Below are 19,528 nucleotides of genomic sequence, written 5' to 3'. Positions count from 1 at the left end.
AGCAGGCCCGCTCCCACAAGGGGATCTGTGTCACTTGAATGTCGAGGCTTGCATGTCTTTCGATCTCGCCGCACGCCTTGCTGCCCGTCGTGCCGAAAATCTTTATCGCCAGCGGCCATTGCTTGAAAGCCCACAAGGGCCGCAAGTGGTGGTCGACGGCCAGCCATTGCTGGCGTTCTGCAACAACGATTACCTGGGCCTGGCCAATCACCCGCAAGTGATCGAAGCCTGGCGCGCCGGTGCTTCGAAGTGGGGCGTCGGCGGTGGAGCCTCGCATCTGGTGATCGGCCACAGTGGCCCGCATCACGCGCTGGAAGAGGCTTTGGCGGATCTCACCGGACGGCCCCGCGCGCTGTTGTTCACCACCGGTTACATGGCCAACCTCGGCGCGGTCACCGCATTGGTCGGGCAGGGCGATACGGTGCTGGAAGACCGGCTCAATCATGCCTCGTTGCTGGATGCCGGATTGTTGTCCGGCGCGCGCTTCAATCGTTATCTGCACAACGACGCCGACAGTCTGGCCAAGCGTCTGGAGAAAGCCACCGGCAATACCCTGGTGGTCACTGACGGCGTGTTCAGCATGGACGGCGACCTTGCCGATCTGTCGGCCCTGGCCCGGGAAACCAAGGCCAAAGGCGCGTGGTTGATGGTCGATGACGCCCACGGCTTCGGGCCTTTGGGCGCGAATGGTGGCGGGATCGTCGAGCATTTCGGTTTGAGCCAGGAGGATGTGCCGGTATTGGTCGGGACTCTTGGCAAAGCGTTCGGCACGGCGGGTGCGTTCGTCGCGGGCAGTGAAGAGCTGATCGAAAGCCTGATCCAGTTCGCCCGTCCGTACATCTACACCACCAGCCAGCCGCCGGCGCTGGCCTGTGCAACATTGAAAAGTCTGGAACTGCTGCGCAGCGAACACTGGCGTCGCGAGCATCTGCGCACGCTGATCCGCCAGTTCCGCCACGGCGCCGAGCAGATTGGTCTGGAACTGATGGACAGCTTCACGCCGATCCAGCCGATCCTGATCGGCGATGCCGGTCGCGCCGTGCATCTGTCGCAGATGCTGCGCGAGCGTGGGCTGATGGTCACTGCGATCCGCCCGCCGACCGTGCCTGCCGGCAGTGCGCGGTTGCGGGTGACGCTGACCGCCGCCCACAGCGAGGCGCAGGTGCAGCTATTGTTGGAAGGACTGGCCGATTGCTTTGCCAAACTCAAGTCGGAGCCAAGCCATGCGTGATCGTCTGATTCTGCTACCGGGTTGGGGGCTCGGCGTTTCGCCGCTGGAGCCGCTGGCCGCTGCGTTGCGTGGACTCGATGAACACCTGCAGGTCGACATCGAACCGTTGCCGGAGCTGGATTCCAGCGATCTGCAAGACTGGCTCGACGAACTCGATGAGCGCATCCCCGAAGATGCCTGGCTCGGCGGCTGGTCGCTGGGCGGCATGCTCGCTTCGGAGCTGGCGGCGCGGCGTGGCGAACATTGCTGCGGCTTGCTGACCCTGGCGAGTAATCCTTCGTTTGTCGCTCATGAACAGTGGCCTTGTGCGATGCCCGGCGAGACCTTCGATGCGTTTCTTGCCGGTTGCAGCGCTGATCCGCGGGCGACCCTGAAGCGATTTTCTTTGCTCTGCGCCCAAGGCGCGCAAGATGCGCGCGGCTTGTCGCGGTTGTTGCTCGGCGGCGCGCCGAATACCTCGCCGGCCGCTTTGATGGCGGGTCTGGAATTGTTGGCGCAGATCGATACGCGGGAAGCCTTGCAGGCGTTTCGTGGCCCGCAACTGCATTTGTTTGGTGGGCTGGACGGGTTGGTGCCGGCGGAGTCTGCGGGCGAGTTGTTCGCGTTGCTGGCGGATGTCGAAGTGGGTCTGATCGAGCAGGCCAGCCATGCGTTTCTTCTGGAAGACCCCCACGGTGTGGCGGGTGCGATCCAGGCGTTTTTAAGTGAGTGTGGTGATGACTGATTTGTCTGTTGCTGCGTTGCCCGGCGGCTTGCCTGACAAGCGCCAGGTCGCGGCTTCTTTTTCTCGCGCGGCAGCCAGTTATGACAGCGTCGCCGAGTTACAGCGCGATGTCGGTACACAGTTGATGAATCGCTTGCCGGTGGGTTTTCGGTCGTCACGCTGGCTGGATCTCGGCTGTGGCACAGGGTATTTCACACGGGCGCTGGCCGAGCGATTTGGTGAGGGGCTGGCGCTGGATATCGCTGAGGGCATGCTCAATCACGCCCGGCCGTTGGGCGGCGCCACGCACTTCATCGCTGGCGATGCCGAGCGTTTGCCGTTGCAGGATTCAACGTGTGATCTGATCTTCTCCAGCCTCGCCGTGCAATGGTGCGCGGACTTTGGAGCGGTGCTCGGCGAAGCGTTTCGAGTGCTGAAACCTGGGGGGATTTTCGCGTTTGCTAGTCTTTGTGCAGGGACGCTGTACGAACTGCGCGACAGTTGGCGTCAGGTAGACGGCCTGGTGCACGTCAACCGTTTCCGCGAGTTCGCACGTTATGAGCAATTGTGCGCGGCCAGTGGCTTGCGCAGTGTTTGTCTGGAGAACCGGCCGCATGTGCTGCATTACCCGGATGTGCGCAGCCTGACTCATGAACTCAAGGCCTTGGGCGCGCATAACCTGAACCCCGGTCGGCCGGGTGGATTGACCGGGCGGGCGCGGATTCTGGGCTTGGTCGAGGCTTACGAGCAGTTCCGCCAGCCTGCGGGACTGCCGGCGACCTATCAGGTGGTCTACGCCGTGTTGGAGAAACCCTTATGAGCGCAGCCTATTTCATCACCGGAACCGACACCGACGTTGGCAAGACCACCGTGGCCGCCGGGTTGCTGCACGCTGCGCGGTCGGCGGGGCTGAGTACGGCGGCGGGCAAACCGGTGGCGTCCGGTTGTGTAGTGACGCCCAAAGGTTTGCGCAACTCCGATGCGCTGGCGTTGCAGGCCGAATGCTCGTTGCCGCTGACGTATCAACAGGTCAACCCGGTGGCGTTCGAGCCGGCGATCGCGCCGCATCTGGCAGCGCGTGAGGCCGGTGTGGCGCTGACCGTGCAATCGTTGCTGGCGCCGATGCGCGAGATTCTGGCCATGAACGCCGACTTCACGCTGATCGAAGGCGCGGGCGGTTGGCGGGTGCCGTTGGCGGATCAGGACAATCTCTCGGATCTGGCCATCGCGCTGAAGCTGCCGGTGATTCTGGTGGTCGGTGTGCGTCTGGGATGCATCAGCCATGCATTGCTGACTGCCGAGGCGATTGCCCGGGACGGCCTGCAACTGGCCGGTTGGGTGGCGAACATCATTGATCCGAAGACGTCGCGGCTTGAAGAAAACCTCGCGACACTCGCCGAGCGAATTCCGGCGCCGTGCCTGGGGCGAGTGCCGAAACTCAAGGCGGTCAGCGCCGAAGCGGTTGCCGATCACTTGCAACTGGATCTGCTCGACTGATTTTGGCTATGGCAAGGCACTGTGCCATTAGTGTTTTTGACGGGTGTTTTTCTGGCGCCTCTGGTTCAATGGCATCCATTGATCCTTCCCAAGGATGAGAGCTCCCATGGAAATCTCTGGAAACACAGCTTTTTATGCAGGTCTGAGCACCATTCAGACCGGACAGAACCGCGTCGACCAGGCCGCCAGCCAGATCGCCAGCAGCACCATCGAGCGTTCGGTCACCAGTCAGTCTTCGGAAGTGCAGGTCGATCGTCTGCGTTCTGTGGACCGCGCCCAGCAATCGGACCTGGCCAGCAACATGGTCGAGATGGCCCAAGGCAAGTTTCAAGCGGAACTGGGTGTGAAAGTCGCCAAGGCTTCCGACGAAGTGCTCGGTACGATCATCGATACCTTCGCCTGATTTTCTGACCTGCGCTTTGCCAGACGCCGCGACTGTTCGCGGCGTTTTTCGTTGTAAGTCCTTCTCCCTCAACTAATCTTTTTTCAGTGCACATGCCTCGGTCGGGCGCATGTCGTATTGCTCTGTCCGGCGTTCGGAAAATGTGATGACGAATGGCAAAAGAACGACGCTTGACAAGATTTCGGCGTAAACGTATGTTTCAAACAACTGTTTGACCGTCACAACAAATCAACGCGGTCGTTCATTCCCGGTTACATCAGCAGAGGTTTATCGCTATGCCTGACTACAAGGCCCCCTTGCGTGATATTCGCTTCGTTCGTGACGAACTGCTCGGCTACGAAGCGCACTATCAGAGCCTTCCAGCGTGCGCAGAAGCAACGCCGGACATGGTTGACGCCATTCTCGAAGAGGGCGCCAAGTTTTGTGAGCAGGTGCTGGCACCGCTGAACCGCGTGGGTGACACCGAAGGCTGCACCTGGAGCGAGTCCGGCGTGAAAACCCCGACCGGCTTCAAAGAGGCCTACAAGCAATTCGTGGAAGGCGGCTGGCCAAGCCTGGCGCATGACGTCGAGCACGGCGGTCAGGGCCTGCCTGAGTCGTTGGGTCTGGCCGTCAGCGAGATGGTCGGCGAAGCCAACTGGTCGTGGGGCATGTACCCTGGCCTGTCGCATGGCGCGATGAACACCATCTCCGAACACGGCACCCCAGAGCAGCAAGAAGCCTATCTGACCAAACTGGTCTCCGGCGAATGGACCGGCACCATGTGCCTGACCGAACCGCACTGCGGCACCGACCTGGGCATGCTGCGCACCAAGGCCGAACCTCAGGCCGACGGTTCCTACAAAGTCTCCGGTACCAAGATCTTCATCTCGGCCGGTGAACACGACATGGCCGACAACATCGTCCACATCGTGCTGGCCCGCCTGCCGGACGCACCGGCCGGCACCAAAGGCATCTCGCTGTTCATCGTTCCCAAGTTCCTGCCGAATGCTGATGGCACCGTCGGTGCACGCAATGCTGTGACTTGCGGTTCGATCGAACACAAGATGGGCATCCACGGCAATGCGACCTGCGTGATGAACTTCGACGGCGCGACCGGTTTCCTGATCGGCCCGGCGAACAAAGGCCTGAACTGCATGTTCACCTTCATGAACACCGCACGTCTGGGTACCGCGCTGCAAGGTCTGGCCCACGCCGAAATCGGCTTCCAGGGCGGCTTGAAATACGCTCGCGATCGTCTGCAAATGCGTTCCCTGACTGGCCCGAAAGCGCCGGACAAAGCGGCTGACCCGATCATCGTTCACCCGGACGTACGCCGCATGCTGTTGACCATGAAGGCATTCGCCGAAGGCAACCGTGCGATGGTGTACTTCACCGCCAAACAGGTCGACATCGTCAAATACGGCGTGGACGAAGAAGAGAAGAAGAAAGCCGACGCACTGCTGGCCTTCATGACTCCGATCGCCAAAGCGTTCATGACCGAAGTCGGTTTCGAATCCGCCAACCACGGCGTACAAATCTACGGCGGCCACGGCTTCATCGCCGAGTGGGGCATGGAGCAGAACGTTCGCGACAGCCGCATTTCGATGCTGTACGAAGGCACCACCGGCATCCAGGCACTCGACCTGCTGGGCCGTAAGGTGCTGATGACTCAGGGCGAGGCTTTGAAGGGCTTCACCAAGATCGTCCACAAGTTCTGCCAGAACAACGAAGGCAACGAAGCCGTCAAAGAATTCGTCGCACCGTTGGCTGCACTGAACAAAGAGTGGGGCGAGCTGACCATGAAGGTCGGTATGGCCGCCATGAAAGATCGCGAAGAAGTCGGCGCGGCCTCCGTGGACTACCTGATGTACTCCGGTTACGCCTGCCTGGCCTACTTCTGGGCTGACATGGCGCGTCTGGCTGCTGAAAAACTGGCTGCCGGTACCACCGACGAGGCGTTCTACACCGCCAAGCTGCAAACCGCGCGCTTCTACTTCCAGCGCATCCTGCCGCGTACCCGTACGCACGTGGCCACCATGCTGTCGGGCGCCAACAACCTGATGGACATGAAAGAAGAAGACTTCGCACTGGGCTACTAAGCCTTAACGCAGTCCTTCAAAAAACCGCTGCTCCTTCGGGGCAGCGGTTTTTTTTGTACCCGGATTTCCCCAATCCCGGGGCTCATTCCCCAGCATGGATAAGGGCGCTGCTCAGCCGAACCCTTGCGCTTATTGATTCAAAATGTTTCCAGAAGAGTGGCCAATTAATTGCACCGCCCGATTTACCGGTGCTTATCAGAACTGCCTGCTCAAAGAAGCAAGACGCCCGGCACTTAACAACAACAGTCAGGGTGAAGCCTATGAACATCAGTCGACTCGCTCGTTTGACCTTCTGGTTACCCGTCGCGCTGGCAGTCCACAGCGCATGGGCCGCCGACCCCGCCGAAGTCGATCCTCCCGTGCCGGAGGTTCCCTCGCTACAATCGTTGCGCGGGATGGTGCCCCCCGATCCGTCCGGGACCGAGGGCGGACGCAAGGTCGACCTGATGACCGACTACGTGCTCAATCGCCAGGCCGCGATCCTGCTGGGCAAGGCGCTGTTCTGGGACATGGAGATCGGCAGCGATGGCGCCACCGCCTGCGCCTCCTGCCACTACCACGCCGGCGTCGATCACCGCATCACCAACCAGCTCAACCCCGGCCAGGCACACACCAACGCCAACGTCGCGTCGATCTTCAACAAGCCGTTTGTGGCCTCGGACATTCCGGGTGACGTGGCGTCCTACGCAACGTTGTCCGGCGGCAAGGGTGGCCCGAACTACACGCTGAAGAAAACCGACTTCCCGACTCACGTGCTGAGCAATCCGCTGGAGCGCAACTCGCCCATCGTGTACTCGACGGACGATGTGGTCGGCTCGCAAGGCGTGTTCGACGCCAACTTCGTCAAACCCAATCAGGCGCGTTTCGACAAATGTACTCAGCAGCCGGACGGTATTTTCCAGGTCGGTGGCATCAACGTTCGCCGCAGCACCGGGCGCAATGCGCCGTCGGTGATCAACGCCGCGTTCAACGTGCGCAACTTCTGGGACGGTCGGGCCAACAACGTGTTCAACGGCTTCTCGCCGTTCGGTAATCGCGATCCGGATGCCGGGATCTACGTGACCAGCGAGCGCAGCACAATCGCGACCAAAGTGCGGCTGGCGCTCAACGATGCGTCAGCCGCCTCGCAAGCGGTCGGCCCGCCCGGTAGCCCGGTGGAAATGTCCTGCGGCGGTCGCACCTTTGCCGACATCGGCCGCAGGATGCTCGACACGTTGATGCTCAAGCAGCAGCGGATCTCATCCACCGATTCGGTACTGGGTCCTGTGTCCGGCGCACGACGGCCGACCTATCGCGAGCTGATCAAGAACGCCTTCCAGCCCCGGCTGTGGAACGCCACGCAAAACGTTCTGGTGGGCGGTGCGCCGTACACCCAGATGGAGGCCAACTTCCCGCTGTTCTTCGGCCTGGCGATCCAGATGTATGAGGCGACGCTGGTGTCCGATCAGGCGCCGATCGACGCCTACCTGCAAGGCGATCACACCGCGATGAACGCGCAACAGGTCGAGGGCATGAATCTGTTTCTCGGCAAGGGTAAATGCGTCAATTGCCACGGCGGTCCGGAGCTGACCAACGCCGCCAGCCGCCTGCTGATGCATCCGCGCGAACGCATCGAACGGATGGTGATGGCCGACAACCTGACCACCCTTTACGACAACGGCTTCTACAACACCGGCGTGCGTCCGACCTCGGAAGACCTGGCCCTCGGCGGCGCGGATGCGTGGGGTAACCCGTGGTCGTTCACTCGGCAGTACAACACGGTGTTGCAGGGCGGAAAATCGGTCGATCCGCTGGACGTCGATGTCTGCACGTTCGAGGCGCCGTTGAGCGCGGCCATTCCATGCGATGCCACGCTCAAGCCGAATGTCGGTTTCCGCGATTCGGTCGACGGCGCGTTCAAGACGCCTACTCTGCGCAACATCGCGCTGACCGGGCCGTACTTCCACAACGGCAGCCGCTCGACGCTCAAACAGGTGATGGAGTTCTACAACCGTGGCGGTGACCGGCGCGGGGAAGACGCTAACAACACCAGCGGTTTCGAGCATCCGTCGGTGAACCAGCACAACACTTCCAACCTCGATCCGGACATGACGGCGCTGAACCTGACGCCCGATGAAATCGATGCCGTGGTGAAATTCATGGAAGTCGGCCTGACCGATCCGCGCGTGGCGTGGGAGCGCGCACCGTTCGATCATCCGTCGCTGGTGATCCCGCAAGGCCATATCGGCGATGAAAATGCCGTGACCCAGCGCCCGGCCAGTCCGAAAGTCACCACCCGTCAGGCGATGGACGCATCGCTCAATCTCAAGCCTTACGGTGCTGAAGGCAGGCCCGCGTCCGAAGGGCCATTACAGCCGTTCTACAACGATCTCTGAAAAGAAAAACAGACCATGGCCATCAAGAATGATGGCCATGGTGGCCGTCTAGCGGCCATTCCGCAAAAAACCTTACTGAATCCCTCAGCTACCGACGATTTCGGCCGTTAAAGAGACAGCCTGTGATCTGGATCACATTGTGTGTGCTTAACTGGCCATATTGCAGGCACAATGCCATCTCTTTGCCATGACGGGTCGGAGCTTTACCCTTGCCGCGTTCTTCAGCTGTACGTTTCAGTCATTTCCTACCTTCACTGCTGTTGTTGCTCGCGGGGTTGGCGGCTGCGTACGTCAAAGACCTCAACGTGTTCTTCACTTCGCTGTTCAACGTGTTGCCGACCTTGGTGCTGCTGTTGGGCGGTTCGTACTGTGCGGTTTACCGACGTCAGCGCGAGCTGTTTCTGATGGTCACGGTCTACATCGCCTACTTCCTGCTCGATACCCAGACCGACTATTACCGCGACAACGGCAAGGTCCGCGACGACGCGGCCGTGGTGTTCCATCTGGTGTGTCTGCTGTTGCCGCTGCTGTTCGGTCTGTTCGCCGCGTGGCAAGAGCGCACGCACCTGTTTCAGGACATGGTCGCGCGCTTCGCCGTGCTGCTGGCCTTTGGCAGCGTGGCGCTGGGGCTTGAGCAAAGTTATCCGCAGGCGTTGCTGATGTGGCTTTCCGAAATCCGCTGGCCGGCGCTGCACGGCGCGTGGATGAGCCTGATCCAGTTGTCGTATCCGGTGTTCATCTCGGCGTTCCTGCTGCTGGCCTGGCAATACTGGCGCAACCCGCGTCCGCTGCATGCGGCGCAACTGGTGGGTTTGCTCGGTGTGTTCTGGATGCTGCCGAAAACCTTCATCCTGCCGTTCACCCTGAACATCATGTGCAGCCAGGTGATGTTGATGATTGCCGCGGCGGTGGCGCACGAGGCTTATCAAATGGCCTTCCGCGACGAGCTCACCGGCCTGCCCGGGCGCCGCGCACTCAACGAGCGCATGCAGCGTCTGGGGCGCAACTATGTGCTGGCGATGAGCGACGTCGATCACTTCAAGAAATTCAACGACACCCACGGCCACGACGTGGGGGATCAGGTCTTGCGCCTGGTCGCCAGCAAACTGTCCAAAATCAGCGGCGGCGGTAGGGCTTATCGCTATGGCGGTGAGGAATTTGCTCTGGTGTTTGCGGGCAAGACCCTCGAGGAGTGCATGCCGCACCTTGAGGTCATCCGCGAGTCGATTGCGTCCTACAACATCCAGTTACGTAATCAGGAAAGCCGCCCGCAGGATGATCAGCAGGGACGTCAGCGTCGCTCGGGTTCGGGCGCGTCCAGCGTGTCGGTCACGGTCAGTATCGGCGTAGCCGAACGTCTGGAACAGCGCACCCCGGAGGAAGTGCTGAAATCCGCCGACCAGGCGCTCTACAGCGCCAAGGGCGCAGGGCGAAACTGTGTGATGGCGTTCGGTCAAAACCGCCGTGGCGCGGTGCGCATGGACAGCGCCGCAGGTTGAGTGATGACGGCGCATTCAGCGTCTGGACAGTGATTGTGGGGCAGGGTGGCCGGCAGTAGGTTGAAGCAATCTGCTGAAGGAGAAGCCACCATGCCCGAGTACAAAGCTCCCCTGCGCGACATGCGCTTTCTGATCGACCACGTCTTTGACTTCCACACTCAGTACGCGGCCCTCGGCGCCCACGACGCCAGCCCGGACATGATCAACGCGATCCTCGACGAAGGTGCGAAGTTCTGTGAGAACGTTCTGGCACCGCTCAATCGCAGCGGTGACGAAGAGGGCTGCCATTTCGACAATGGCGTGGTGACAACGCCTACAGGTTTCAAGCAGGCCTTCGCACAATACGTGGAAGGTGGCTGGCACGGTCTGGCGGCAGATCCGACCTACGGCGGCCAGGGCCTGCCGAGTTCGCTGGGGCTGGTGATCAGCGAAATGGTCGCCTCCAGCAACACGTCGTGGGGCATGTACCCGGGCCTGACTCACGGCGCCATGTCGGCGATCCACGCCCACGGCACCGACGAACAGAAAAACACCTATCTGCGCAAACTCACCGCTGGCCAGTGGACCGGCACCATGTGCCTGACCGAAGCCCATTGCGGGACTGATCTGGGCATCATCAAGACCCGAGCCGTGCCTCATGCCGACGGCAGTTATGCAGTGACCGGCAGCAAGATTTTCATCTCCGCCGGCGAGCACGACATGAGCGACAACATCATTCATCTGGTGTTGGCCAAACTGCCGGACGCGCCAGCGGGGACCAAAGGCATCTCGCTGTTCATCGTGCCGAAATTTCTTCCGGACGCCTCCGGTGAGGCCGGCGAGCGCAACGGCGTTTCCTGCGGTTCGATCGAACACAAAATGGGTATCAAGGCCTCGGCCACCTGCGTGCTGAACTTCGACGACGCCAAAGGCTTCCTGATCGGCGAGCCGAACAAGGGCCTGAACTGCATGTTCACCATGATGAACCATGCGCGTCTCGGTACCGGGATGCAGGGCCTGTGTCTGGGCGAGGCAAGTTTCCAGGGCGCCATCAAATACGCCAACGACCGTCTGCAGATGCGTGCCCTGACCGGCGCCAAAGCCCCGGACAAACCGGCCGACCCGATCATCGTCCACCCGGACGTGCGACGCATGCTGCTGACCATGAAGGCCTTTAACGAAGGCAACCGTGCGCTGACCTATTTCACCGCGCAAATGCTCGATGTCGCGCATCTGAGCTCGGACGCCGAGGCGCGTCAGGAGGCCGAAGACCTTCTGGCGTTCCTGACTCCGATCTGCAAAGCCTTCATGACCGATACCGGGCTGGAGGTGACTAACCACGGCATGCAGGTGTTCGGCGGCCACGGATTCATCCGCGAGTGGGGCATGGAACAACTGGTTCGAGATTGCCGGATCGCGCCGATCTACGAGGGCACCAACGGCATTCAGGCGCTGGATCTGCTCGGACGCAAGGTGCTGGGCAGCCAGGGCAAGCTGCTGCGCAACTTCACCAAAATCGTCCACAAGTTCTGCGCCGCCAACGCCGGGCACGCGCAATTGGGCGGGTTTGTCGCGCAGCTCGATGGCCTCAATCAGCAGTGGGGCGAACTGACCATGAAGGTCGGCATGGCCGCGATGAAAAATCCCGATGAAGTTGGCGCCGCGTCGGTGGACTACCTGATGTACAGCGGTTACATCGTTCTGGGCTACCTGTGGCTGCGTATGGCCCTGGTCGCCCAGGCGCAGCTGGAGTCGGGCGAGGGTGATGGCGATTTCTGCCAGGGCAAACTGGCGACGTGCGAGTTCTACTTCAAGCGTCTGTTGCCGCGTACGGAGGCGCATCGTTCGGCGATCGAGGCGGGCAGCGATTGCCTGATGAAACTGCCGGCCCAGTTGTTCTCGCTGTAACACGCCCCTGTTAAACAAAAGAGCCCGCTGATTGCGGGCTTCTTTATGGTTGATCGCTGATGACTAAAAATAACAAGACAGTCACTGCCTGACCCTATGTGTCGCAAAAGTTGTTGGGTTACACTCCAGCTCAACGAAAACACCCTTCCACGAATCACCTGTTTAGATCTTTGCGAGGTTTGCCATGGCTGACTACAAAGCGCCGCTGCGCGATATGCGCTTCGTCCTCAATGAAGTGTTCGAAGTCGCCAAACTCTGGGCCGAACTGCCGGCCCTGGCCGAATCCGTGGACGCGGAAACCGTTGAAGCCATTCTCGAAGAGGCCGGCAAGGTCACCAGTAAAAGCATCGCGCCCCTGAGCCGGGCCGCCGACGAAGAAGGCTGCCACTGGGCCGACGGTGCCGTCACCACGCCGGCCGGTTTCCCACAGGCCTATCAGACTTATGCCGAAGGTGGCTGGGTCGGTGTGGGCGGTGATCCGGCCTACGGCGGCATGGGCATGCCAAAAGCCGTGTCGGCTCAGGTCGAAGAAATGGTCAACTCCGCCAGTCTGGCTTTCGGTCTGTACCCGATGCTGACCGCCGGTGCCTGCCTGTCGATCAACGCCCACGCCAGCGAAGAGCTGAAAGCCGCGTACTTGCCGAACATGTACGCCGGTGTCTGGGCCGGTTCCATGTGCCTGACCGAACCGCACGCCGGTACCGACCTGGGCATTATCCGCACCAAGGCCGAGCCTCAGGCCGACGGTTCCTACAAGGTCAGCGGCACCAAGATCTTCATCACCGGCGGTGAGCACGACCTGACCGAAAACATCATCCACCTGGTGCTGGCCAAACTGCCGGACGCTCCGGCTGGGCCGAAAGGCATATCGCTGTTCCTGGTGCCGAAGTTCATGGTCAATGCCGATGGCAGCCTGGGTGCGCGCAACCCGGCGAACTGCGGTTCGATCGAACACAAGATGGGTATTCAGGCGTCCGCCACCTGCGTGATGAACTTCGACGAAGCCGTGGGTTATCTGGTCGGCGAGCCGAACAAAGGCCTGGCCGCGATGTTCACCATGATGAACTACGAGCGTCTGGGCGTCGGCATCCAGGGTCTGGCCACCGGCGAGCGTTCGTACCAGAACGCCATCGAATACGCCCGTGACCGTCTGCAAAGCCGTTCGCCGACCGGCGCGCAGAACAAAGACAAGGTTGCTGACCCGATCATCGTCCACCCGGACGTGCGTCGCATGTTGCTGACCATGAAAGCCTCGAACGAAGGCGGTCGTGCGTTCTCCACCTACGTGGCGATGCAACTCGATACCGCCAAGTTCAGCGAAGACGCCGCCACCCGCAAACGTGCGGAAGATCTGGTGGCCTTGCTGACGCCAGTGGCCAAGGCGTTCCTGACGGATCTGGGTCTGGAAACCACCGTCCACGGCCAGCAGATTTTCGGCGGCCACGGCTACATCCGCGAGTGGGGTCAGGAACAACTGGTGCGTGACGTGCGCATCACCCAGATCTACGAAGGCACCAACGGCATTCAGGCGCTGGATCTGGTGGGTCGCAAGATCGTCGGCAGCGGCGGCGCGTTCTACAAGCTGTTCGCCGACGAGATCCGCCATTTCACCGCGACTGCCAGTGCCGATCTGGGCGAGTTCACCAAACCGCTGAATGATGCCGTCGACATCCTCGACGAGCTGACCTCGTGGCTGCTGGACCGGGCGAAAACCAACCCGAACGAAATCGGCGCGGCGTCGGTCGAGTACCTGCAGGTGTTCGGCTACACCGCTTACGCCTACATGTGGGCGCTGATGGCCAAGGCATCGCTGGGCAAAGAAGCGCAGGACGATTTCTACGCGAGCAAACTCGGTACGGCGCGGTTCTATTTCGCCCGTCTGCTGCCGCGGATTCACTCGCTGAACGCGTCGGTCAAGGCCGGCAGCGAGTCGCTGTTCCTGCTGGACGCTGCGCAGTTTTGATGATGTAACGTCATGTAAGCGATCTCTTACATGACGTGCTGCTGTTCTCCCATAGGCGAAGATTGGATCCAGAGCTAATCTACTTTCCATGGACGTCGCGCAGGAAGCGCAAAGTAACAACACGGACACGTAGGATTCTGCCAGGGTGGCGGAGTGAAATGGATGTCAGGGAAACAGTCTGCAAAGCCCCGCTTCGGCGGGGTTTTCTTATGCCCGCAAAAAAGTTTTCAGTTCAGCGCATCCAGTGGCGGCGTACCTTTCAGCGGTTTGTCCTCACGCTGCATCACCTCTTCAAGCAACGTTCGCAGCAAGGCCAATGGTGCCTGTTGGCGTTGCACATCGCGACACACCAGCCCGACCTTCAACGGCACACGCGGCTCACTCAACGGTTTCCACAGCAGATCCTGATCGTCGTACTCCTTTTGCGAACGACCGGGCAGCACCGTCGCCAGACGTGTGTGCGGCAGGCTGTCGAGAATCCCCACCATATTGTTCAGTTCCGCCTGCACTTGCGGGCGTCGTCCGAGATTGGCCAATTGCGCCTGCCAGATCTGGCGGATCTGAAACTCTTCACCCAATAGCAACATCGGTAATTCGGCCGCCTGACTCATCGAGACTTTCTTGAATTCCCGCAGCGGATGATCCGCTGGAATGACCAGTGTCAGTTCATCTTCGTACAACATTACGCCGTGCAGACCGGGCTGCCGTGGCGGCAGATAGCTGATGCCGATATCCAGCAGGCCATTGAGCAGACGCCGTTCGATCTCCAGCCCCGTCAATTCATAAATCTGCACCACCAGATGCGGCTGGGCCTTGCGCACGCGCTCGAGCATTTGCGGCACCAGGCTGGTGTGCACGGTCTGCAGAACGCCGATCGCCAGTGTCCGCAATGCCTGACCCTTGAAGTTGCCCAGCGCCTCACGCGCCCGCTGCATGCCGTCGAGCAGCGGCAGGGCGTGGTTGTACAAGGTGTGGGCGGCGAGCGTCGGCAACAGGCGTTTGCTGCTGCGTTCGAACAGGGTGACGTCGAGGTTTTGTTCCAGGTGGCGAATCTGCTGGGACAACGCGGGTTGAGAGATCGACAGGCGCTCGGCGGCGCGTCCGACATGACCTTCTTCGTAGACCGCGACGAAATAACGCAGTTGTTTGAAATCCATAAGTAACACTTATTGAAAATGCTGGGAAATCGAAATGGCTCGACGCCGTAAACGGGCCTAGTCTAACCGCATTCACAAGGCTTGCAGGGCCGGAAAGCGCGATGACCAGCGTTTGTTTTGAAAGTGTTTACATAGGCAGTTCAAAAAACCTCGATCGAGGTTTTTTTCAATGAATCTGTTCAGTTTGCGGCGCCAGACGCCGAGCCTCGATGACCTGGCTTTTGAAACCCGGGAATCGGACGCCGCTGATGGCTTGAATGCCGAGCGCCTGATGCCCAGCGTCGAGCGCCCGCAGCAGGTATTCGTTCGTGGTCAGGGCTCCTGGCTGTGGGACAGCAATGATCGCGCCTACCTGGACTTTTCCCAGGCCGGTGGTGCCAACAGCCTCGGCCACAGCCCTTCGGCGCTGGTCAAGGCGATCGCCAACCAGGCTCAAGCGTTAATCAATCCCGGTTTCAATCTGCATAACCGCGGCATGCTCAGCCTGGCCGAACGCCTGTGTGCCAGCACTGCCAGCGATCAAGCGTATCTGCTCAACAGTGGCAGTGAAGCTTGTGAAGCGGCAATCAAACTGGCGCGCAAGTGGGGCCAACTGCATCGCGGCGGCGCCTCGCGGATCATTGTCGCCAGACAAGGCTGTCACGGACGTAGTCTGGCGACGATTTCGGCGTCGGACAGTTGCAACCTGCACAACCGCTTCGCACCGTTGCTGCCGGGTTTCGATCTGGTGCCGTTCAACGATCTGCCGGCGTTGCATGCCGCGGTCGATGCGCAGACCGTGGCAATCATGCTCGAACCGATCCAGAGCGATGCCGGTGTGATTCCTGCCACCGAGCATTACCTCAAGGGTGTCGAGCGTCTGTGCCGTGAGCTGGGGATTTTGCTGATCGTGGACGAGGTTCAGACCGGCATCGGCCGCTGCGGCACCTTGCTCGCCGAACAATCCTACGGCGTGCGCGCCGATATCGTCGTGCTCGGCAAAGGCCTTGGCGGTGGTGTTCCCTTGGCGGCGTTGCTGGCGCGAGGCAAGGCCTGCTGTTTCGATTCCGGCGAGTTGGGCGGCACTCATCACGGCAACGCGTTAATGACCGCCGCAGGGCTGGTGGTGCTCGACAGCGTGCAGGACCGCGCATTCCTCGAACAAATCCGGGACAACGGCCAGCACCTGCGCGAAGGGCTCGCCCGTTTGGCCCATCGTTATGAACATGGCGAGTTGCGTGGACAAGGGTTGTTCTGGGGACTGACCCTGTCGGAAGACTCCGCCGAAGCCGTGGTAAAAGCCGCGCTTCACGAGGGCTTACTGCTCAACGCCCCACAAGCCGACTGCCTGCGCTTCACCCCGGCGCTCAACGTCAGCAAGGCCAACATCGACGAAATGCTCCTGCGCCTGACCCGCGCCTTCTCCCGGGTACGCACGGCGCAACTGCAATGCCGAAAAGGGATTGCCGTCTGAGCTGAAGTTTCCCACCCGAATTCAAGAACCGTCTCGCGGTATAACGCACGCCCCACGCCTGATTCTTTTGGCGTGGGGCGTTTTTTTTGTGGTCGGTAATGGCCATCAGATGGCGAGACCGCGGTTTGCACTGAACCCTGACAAACGGCAAAGGTCGATTAGCTTGTATGGCTCAGGTGAGCCAACCCCCAATCAGGAGCTGCCCCATGGACTTTATCCGCATCATCATCGCCATTCTGTTGCCGCCACTGGGCGTGTTTCTGCAAGTCGGGTTCGGCGGCGCGTTCTGGCTGAACATTCTGCTGACGCTGTGCGGTTATATCCCGGGGATCGTGCACGCGGTGTACATCATCGCCAAGCGCTGAGTCTCAGACCGTCAAACCCATTACTCGCCGATAGAACCGCCATTCCTGCTCCAGCGCATGGGCCTGATTGGCGGCCCGGCGGAAGCCGTGGCGCTCATCGGCGTAGTAATGCGCTTGGACCTCAATGCCGTTTTGCTCCAGGGCCGCGACCATGTCGCGGGTCTGTTGCGGTACGACGACGGCATCCAGTTCGCCCTGAAAGAAAATCATCGGTACGCGAATGTTGTCTGCGTGCAGCAATGGCGTGCGGGCGGCGTAGCGCTCGGCGTCCTGCTCCGGATCGCCGATCAGCCAGTCCAGGTAATCGCCTTCGAACTTGTGTGTCGCGCGACCGAGAGCAACCGGGTCACTGACGCCATAAAGGCTGGCACCGGCGCGGAATACCTGATGGAACGCCAGGGCACATAGCGTCGTGTAACCACCGGCGCTGCCGCCACGGATGAATGCACGGTCGCCATCGATCATGCCGCGATCATTCAGGTAGGCCACCACCGCACAGGCATCCTCGACATCCACCGCGCCCCAACTCAGATGCAGCGCCTGTCGATACTCCCGGCCATAGCCGCTGCTGCCTCGGTAATTGAGGTCCGCGACGGCGAAGCCGCGTTGCGTCCAGTACTGGATGCGCGGGTCGAGCATCGGGTAGCACGCCGACGTCGGGCCGCCGTGGATGAACACCACCAGCGGCGGTTTCACATCACCATTCGTGGCCGGGTAAAAGAAACCGTGCGCTTCACCCGAACCGCTGGGGTAGCGCAGGGTTTGCGGGCGGCTGATGTGCTCGGCGGGCAGCGGTGCGACACCGCCGGCCAGGATGTTCACTCTGCGCGAATCGCGGTCAATGGCGATCACCGCTGAAGGGCTGATCGGTGAGGCGGCAATGCAGTAAATGAATTGATCATCGACAGCCAGATGACGGAAACGGCTGTAGTTGCCGGTGAAGTCTTCACCGTTGAGTGCCAGACGCCCGAAACCGCCTTCGCTCCAACTCGCCATAAAGCTGTCGTCGGTGGGCAGCCAGGTGCAGCCGCCGAGTTGCCATGGGGCTGGTGCGTGATCGGCTTCGGCGCTGGCTAACGGCTGCAAGCCGTCTGCCGACTCGACCCACGGTTGCCAATAACCACCACGATCGGTCAGACAGCCCAGTCGGCCGTTGGCATCGAAACGCGGTTGCTGGATCGACTCTTCAAGTGCTTCACCGGCCACGCAACGCGGCGCGGAAAATGCGTTGTCCGAGCGTTCGGCGAGCATCAGTCGGGTGGAGGTCCACGGCTGATGCGGGCGGCTCCACTCGATCCATGCAAGGCGTTGGCCGTCCGGGCTGATAATGGGCGACGCGTAAAAATCCGCGCCTTCAACCAGCCTGTGGCGTTCGCCACTCGCCAGATCAATAACCACCAGCCGATGCCGATCACCGTTCTCTTCAACAGCCAGCACCTGCCCGTTGGCAAAATGCAGATCACCATATCGGCATTCCCCGGACGTCAATGCCACGGGTTCGCCATCCAGCGTCTGGCGATACAGCTGCTGATCCGCCTCGTTGACGAAAACCACGCCATCCGGCGTCAGACAAAACGCCCCACCGCCATATTCGTACACACGGCTGCGCACGCTGAATCCCGCAGGTGTCAGACATTTCGCCGAGCCATCGCGCCAGTGCCAGATCCGGCACGCGGCGTCTGTCGGGCGGTACTCATTCCAGAACAAACCATGGGCGCCGAGTTGCAATTCGGCGAAATCCACGCCGGCAGCAACAGCGGCGGTGGCGCTGAAAGGCTCAGCCTTTGGCGATGAGGCGCGAGTTTCGTTCATTGCGAAAGGCCAGTTGTTCGATGGTCTGGGTGGCGTGCTCGGCCTCTTCGCGGGCCTTGAGAATCACACCGTGATGTTCGGACTTGCTGCACACCGGATCGGCATTGCTGGCATCGCCGGTGAGCATGAAGGCCTGGCAGCGGCAGCCGCCGAAATCCTGTTCCTTTTCATCGCAGGAGCGGCACGGCTCGGGCATCCAGTCATAACCGCGGAAACGGTTGAAGCCGAACGAGTCGTACCAGATGTGCTGCATGCTGTGGTCGCGCACATTGGGAAATTGCACCGGCAGCTGTCGGGCGCCATGACAGGGCAGGGCGGTGCCGTCCGGTGTGACCGTCAGAAACAGACTGCCCCAGCCGTTCATGCAGGCTTTCGGGCGCTCTTCGTAATAGTCCGGGGTGACGAAAATCAGTTTGCACGGATGCCCTTCGGCCTCCAGCTTGGCGCGGTATTCGTTGGTGATGCGTTCGGCGCGGACCAGTTGGTCCCTGGTCGGCAACAGGCCGACACGATTGAGCTGCGCCCAGCCGTAGAACTGGCACGTGGCGAGTTCGACGAAGTCCGCTTCCAGCGCGATGCACAGCTCGATGATGCGGTCGATCTTGTCGATGTTGTGCCGATGAGTGACGAAGTTCAGCACCATCGGATAGCCGTGGGCTTTCACGGCGCGGGCCATTTCCAGTTTCTGCGCGAAGGCTTTTTTCGAGCCGGCGAGCAGGTTGTTCACTTGCTCGTCGCTGGCCTGGAAACTGATCTGGATGTGATCGAGCCCGGCCTTCTTGAAGTCGCTGATCTTCTGCTCGGTCAGGCCGATGCCGGAGGTGATCAGGTTGGTGTAGAAACCCAACTGGCGCGCTTCACGGATCAGCTCGGCAAGGTCCTGGCGCACCAGCGGTTCACCGCCGGAAAAGCCCAGTTGCGCGGCGCCCATCTCCCGCGCTTCACGGAACACCTTGATCCACTGCTCGGTGCTCAGCTCTTTGCCCTGCTCGGCAAAATCCAGCGGATTGGAGCAGTACGGGCATTGCAGCGGGCAGCGATAAGTCAGCTCGGCGAGCAGCCATAGCGGCAGGCCGATTTCCGGTTTGGCCGGGACTTGCAC

15 protein-coding genes are annotated in these 19,528 nt (G+C 60.9%); 12 read left to right on the top strand and 3 right to left on the bottom strand.

What is annotated here, in order from left to right:
* The first annotated feature begins 52 nt into the window (after positions 1 to 52).
* The 10 genes from bioF to CAF79_RS10655 all read left to right on the top strand — a co-directional run bounded on the left by bioF (position 53) and on the right by CAF79_RS10655 (position 13,639).
* Positions 53 to 1,231, top strand: coding sequence for an 8-amino-7-oxononanoate synthase (gene bioF / locus CAF79_RS10700; protein WP_085697741.1), 1,179 nt, complete (start codon positions 53 to 55; stop codon positions 1,229 to 1,231).
* A complete protein-coding gene (locus tag CAF79_RS10695) occupies positions 1,224 to 1,955 on the top strand; it encodes an alpha/beta fold hydrolase (RefSeq protein ID WP_085697740.1) in 732 nt (243 codons plus the stop codon). Before bioF ends, CAF79_RS10695 begins: the two co-directional genes overlap by 8 nt.
* Positions 1,948 to 2,754 carry a malonyl-ACP O-methyltransferase BioC gene (gene bioC / locus CAF79_RS10690; protein WP_085697739.1) on the top strand — a complete coding sequence of 269 codons (807 nt, stop codon included), beginning with the start codon at positions 1,948 to 1,950 and terminating at the stop codon, positions 2,752 to 2,754. The genes CAF79_RS10695 and bioC overlap by 8 nt, the downstream gene beginning before the upstream one ends.
* Positions 2,751 to 3,431 (top strand): dethiobiotin synthase, encoded by a 681-nt coding sequence (gene bioD / locus CAF79_RS10685; RefSeq protein WP_085697738.1) that lies wholly within the window; start codon positions 2,751 to 2,753, stop codon positions 3,429 to 3,431. Before bioC ends, bioD begins: the two co-directional genes overlap by 4 nt.
* Positions 3,432 to 3,537: 106 nt before the next feature.
* The gene (locus CAF79_RS10680) at positions 3,538 to 3,834 is read left to right on the top strand and encodes a pyrroloquinoline quinone biosynthesis protein PqqE (RefSeq protein ID WP_085697737.1); all 297 of its coding nucleotides are present in this window, start codon (positions 3,538 to 3,540) and stop codon (positions 3,832 to 3,834) included.
* A 275-nt stretch (positions 3,835 to 4,109) separates the two neighbouring features.
* Positions 4,110 to 5,915 (top strand): phenylacyl-CoA dehydrogenase, encoded by a 1,806-nt coding sequence (locus tag CAF79_RS10675; protein ID WP_074692190.1) that lies wholly within the window; start codon positions 4,110 to 4,112, stop codon positions 5,913 to 5,915.
* Positions 5,916 to 6,175: 260 nt separating this feature from the next.
* Positions 6,176 to 8,290 (top strand): cytochrome-c peroxidase, encoded by a 2,115-nt coding sequence (locus tag CAF79_RS10670; protein ID WP_085697736.1) that lies wholly within the window; start codon positions 6,176 to 6,178, stop codon positions 8,288 to 8,290.
* Between the two features lie 209 nt (positions 8,291 to 8,499).
* Positions 8,500 to 9,789: a GGDEF domain-containing protein gene (locus tag CAF79_RS10665; protein WP_085697735.1), complete on the top strand. Its 1,290-nt coding sequence runs from the start codon at positions 8,500 to 8,502 to the stop codon at positions 9,787 to 9,789.
* 90 nt (positions 9,790 to 9,879) lie between these two features.
* Positions 9,880 to 11,676, top strand: coding sequence for an acyl-CoA dehydrogenase C-terminal domain-containing protein (locus tag CAF79_RS10660; protein ID WP_085697734.1), 1,797 nt, complete (start codon positions 9,880 to 9,882; stop codon positions 11,674 to 11,676).
* 184 nt (positions 11,677 to 11,860) lie between these two features.
* A complete protein-coding gene (locus CAF79_RS10655) occupies positions 11,861 to 13,639 on the top strand; it encodes an acyl-CoA dehydrogenase C-terminal domain-containing protein (RefSeq protein ID WP_085697733.1) in 1,779 nt (592 codons plus the stop codon).
* A gap of 227 nt (positions 13,640 to 13,866) precedes the next feature.
* Here the strand turns inward: CAF79_RS10655 and CAF79_RS10650 are convergent, their stop codons facing one another.
* Positions 13,867 to 14,796 carry a LysR family transcriptional regulator gene (locus CAF79_RS10650; RefSeq protein WP_085697732.1) on the bottom strand — a complete coding sequence of 310 codons (930 nt, stop codon included), beginning with the start codon at positions 14,794 to 14,796 and terminating at the stop codon, positions 13,867 to 13,869.
* A 169-nt stretch (positions 14,797 to 14,965) separates the two neighbouring features.
* On the opposite strand from CAF79_RS10650, the gene CAF79_RS10645 reads away from it, so the two are divergent.
* Positions 14,966 to 16,249, top strand: a complete 1,284-nt coding sequence (locus CAF79_RS10645; protein ID WP_085697731.1) for an aspartate aminotransferase family protein — start codon at positions 14,966 to 14,968, stop codon at positions 16,247 to 16,249.
* Positions 16,250 to 16,455: 206 nt separating this feature from the next.
* Positions 16,456 to 16,614, top strand: coding sequence for a YqaE/Pmp3 family membrane protein (locus CAF79_RS10640; RefSeq protein WP_003228885.1), 159 nt, complete (start codon positions 16,456 to 16,458; stop codon positions 16,612 to 16,614).
* 3 nt (positions 16,615 to 16,617) lie between these two features.
* Here CAF79_RS10640 and CAF79_RS10635 read toward each other — a convergent pair whose 3' ends face one another.
* Together CAF79_RS10635 and pqqE are read right to left on the bottom strand one after the other, a co-directional pair.
* Positions 16,618 to 18,426, bottom strand: a complete 1,809-nt coding sequence (locus tag CAF79_RS10635; RefSeq protein WP_085697730.1) for a S9 family peptidase — start codon at positions 18,424 to 18,426, stop codon at positions 16,618 to 16,620.
* Positions 18,392 to 19,528: a pyrroloquinoline quinone biosynthesis protein PqqE gene (gene pqqE, locus CAF79_RS10630; protein WP_371917918.1), complete on the bottom strand. Its 1,137-nt coding sequence runs from the start codon at positions 19,526 to 19,528 to the stop codon at positions 18,392 to 18,394. Before pqqE ends, CAF79_RS10635 begins: the two co-directional genes overlap by 35 nt.

Origin of the sequence: Pseudomonas sp. B26(2017), from assembly GCF_002113045.1 — a bacterium.
GTDB lineage: Bacteria > Pseudomonadota > Gammaproteobacteria > Pseudomonadales > Pseudomonadaceae > Aquipseudomonas.
This window is presented reverse-complemented; position numbering and strand designations above follow the sequence as displayed.

What these genes read in the sequence shown, in the direction of transcription:
- CAF79_RS10680 (WP_085697737.1), top strand. Translation starts at nt 3,538, where the DNA reads ATGGAAATCTCTGGAAACACAGCTTTTTATGCAGGTCTGAGCACCATT.
- CAF79_RS10655 (WP_085697733.1), top strand. Translation starts at nt 11,861, where the DNA reads ATGGCTGACTACAAAGCGCCGCTGCGCGATATGCGCTTCGTCCTCAAT.
- CAF79_RS10635 (WP_085697730.1), bottom strand. Translation starts at nt 18,426, where the DNA reads ATGAACGAAACTCGCGCCTCATCGCCAAAGGCTGAGCCTTTCAGCGCC.
- CAF79_RS10640 (WP_003228885.1), top strand. Translation starts at nt 16,456, where the DNA reads ATGGACTTTATCCGCATCATCATCGCCATTCTGTTGCCGCCACTGGGC.
- CAF79_RS10695 (WP_085697740.1), top strand. Translation starts at nt 1,224, where the DNA reads ATGCGTGATCGTCTGATTCTGCTACCGGGTTGGGGGCTCGGCGTTTCG.
- CAF79_RS10650 (WP_085697732.1), bottom strand. Translation starts at nt 14,796, where the DNA reads ATGGATTTCAAACAACTGCGTTATTTCGTCGCGGTCTACGAAGAAGGT.
- CAF79_RS10670 (WP_085697736.1), top strand. Translation starts at nt 6,176, where the DNA reads ATGAACATCAGTCGACTCGCTCGTTTGACCTTCTGGTTACCCGTCGCG.
- CAF79_RS10675 (WP_074692190.1), top strand. Translation starts at nt 4,110, where the DNA reads ATGCCTGACTACAAGGCCCCCTTGCGTGATATTCGCTTCGTTCGTGAC.
- bioC (WP_085697739.1), top strand. Translation starts at nt 1,948, where the DNA reads ATGACTGATTTGTCTGTTGCTGCGTTGCCCGGCGGCTTGCCTGACAAG.
- bioF (WP_085697741.1), top strand. Translation starts at nt 53, where the DNA reads ATGTCTTTCGATCTCGCCGCACGCCTTGCTGCCCGTCGTGCCGAAAAT.
- CAF79_RS10645 (WP_085697731.1), top strand. Translation starts at nt 14,966, where the DNA reads ATGAATCTGTTCAGTTTGCGGCGCCAGACGCCGAGCCTCGATGACCTG.
- bioD (WP_085697738.1), top strand. Translation starts at nt 2,751, where the DNA reads ATGAGCGCAGCCTATTTCATCACCGGAACCGACACCGACGTTGGCAAG.
- CAF79_RS10660 (WP_085697734.1), top strand. Translation starts at nt 9,880, where the DNA reads ATGCCCGAGTACAAAGCTCCCCTGCGCGACATGCGCTTTCTGATCGAC.